Genomic DNA, 569 nt, shown 5'->3' with positions numbered 1-569 from the left:
GGGGCACCGCTGACGATGGCAATCGTCGGCCCGTCCATCGTCTGAGAGACCCGGATCTGCCGGGTTTTTCTTTGTCCGGGCGCACCTCTTCCGTTGAAACCGAATCCGTACATTATATTGAATGTCGAACGTCAGTCCAACGTGCTGGCGTGCGCGTTGTCGGGCTGCGCGGAGGGTCGCAGCCCGTCCCGGGATTCTATGTGCGAGGACGCGCCGATGAGAACCAAAGACTGTCGCCGGAAGGCCGCGCATGCGGCCGAGGGTCGTACGCTGCTTCGGACCTTTCAGGCGTCGATCGAGGCGATCCGATGCGCGAGCGGACTCAGCCGCAAGGCCTTTGCCGCGCAGCTCGGTCTGGCGAGCTCGAGTTACTTCCACCTGATGACGCCGAATGCGAATCCGAGCCTGGATTACATCGAACTGATCGCCGAACGCGCCGGCCTCGAACCAGCGGGGCTGCTGGCGCGATCGGCGGCGACGGCACAGTTCGAATCGGAGCAGACGCCAAGTCTCTTAAGACGACTCGATTCAAGAGGTTAGGCAGGATTTCGATAACATTCAATATACCA

Annotated in this window: 1 protein-coding gene; it reads left to right on the top strand. The window is 61.0% G+C overall.

Annotated elements, in window-relative coordinates:
- Positions 1 to 216 precede the first annotated feature (216 nt).
- The gene (locus V5F77_RS29055) at positions 217 to 540 is read left to right on the top strand and encodes an XRE family transcriptional regulator (RefSeq protein WP_429008511.1); all 324 of its coding nucleotides are present in this window, start codon (positions 217 to 219) and stop codon (positions 538 to 540) included.
- Positions 541 to 569 lie beyond the last annotated feature (29 nt).

The sequence above is a fragment of the Roseixanthobacter psychrophilus genome (assembly GCF_043195195.1).
Taxonomy (GTDB): domain Bacteria; phylum Pseudomonadota; class Alphaproteobacteria; order Rhizobiales; family Xanthobacteraceae; genus NCEH01.
Note: the sequence above shows the minus strand (reverse complement) of the source record. Positions and strands in the feature narration are given on the sequence as shown.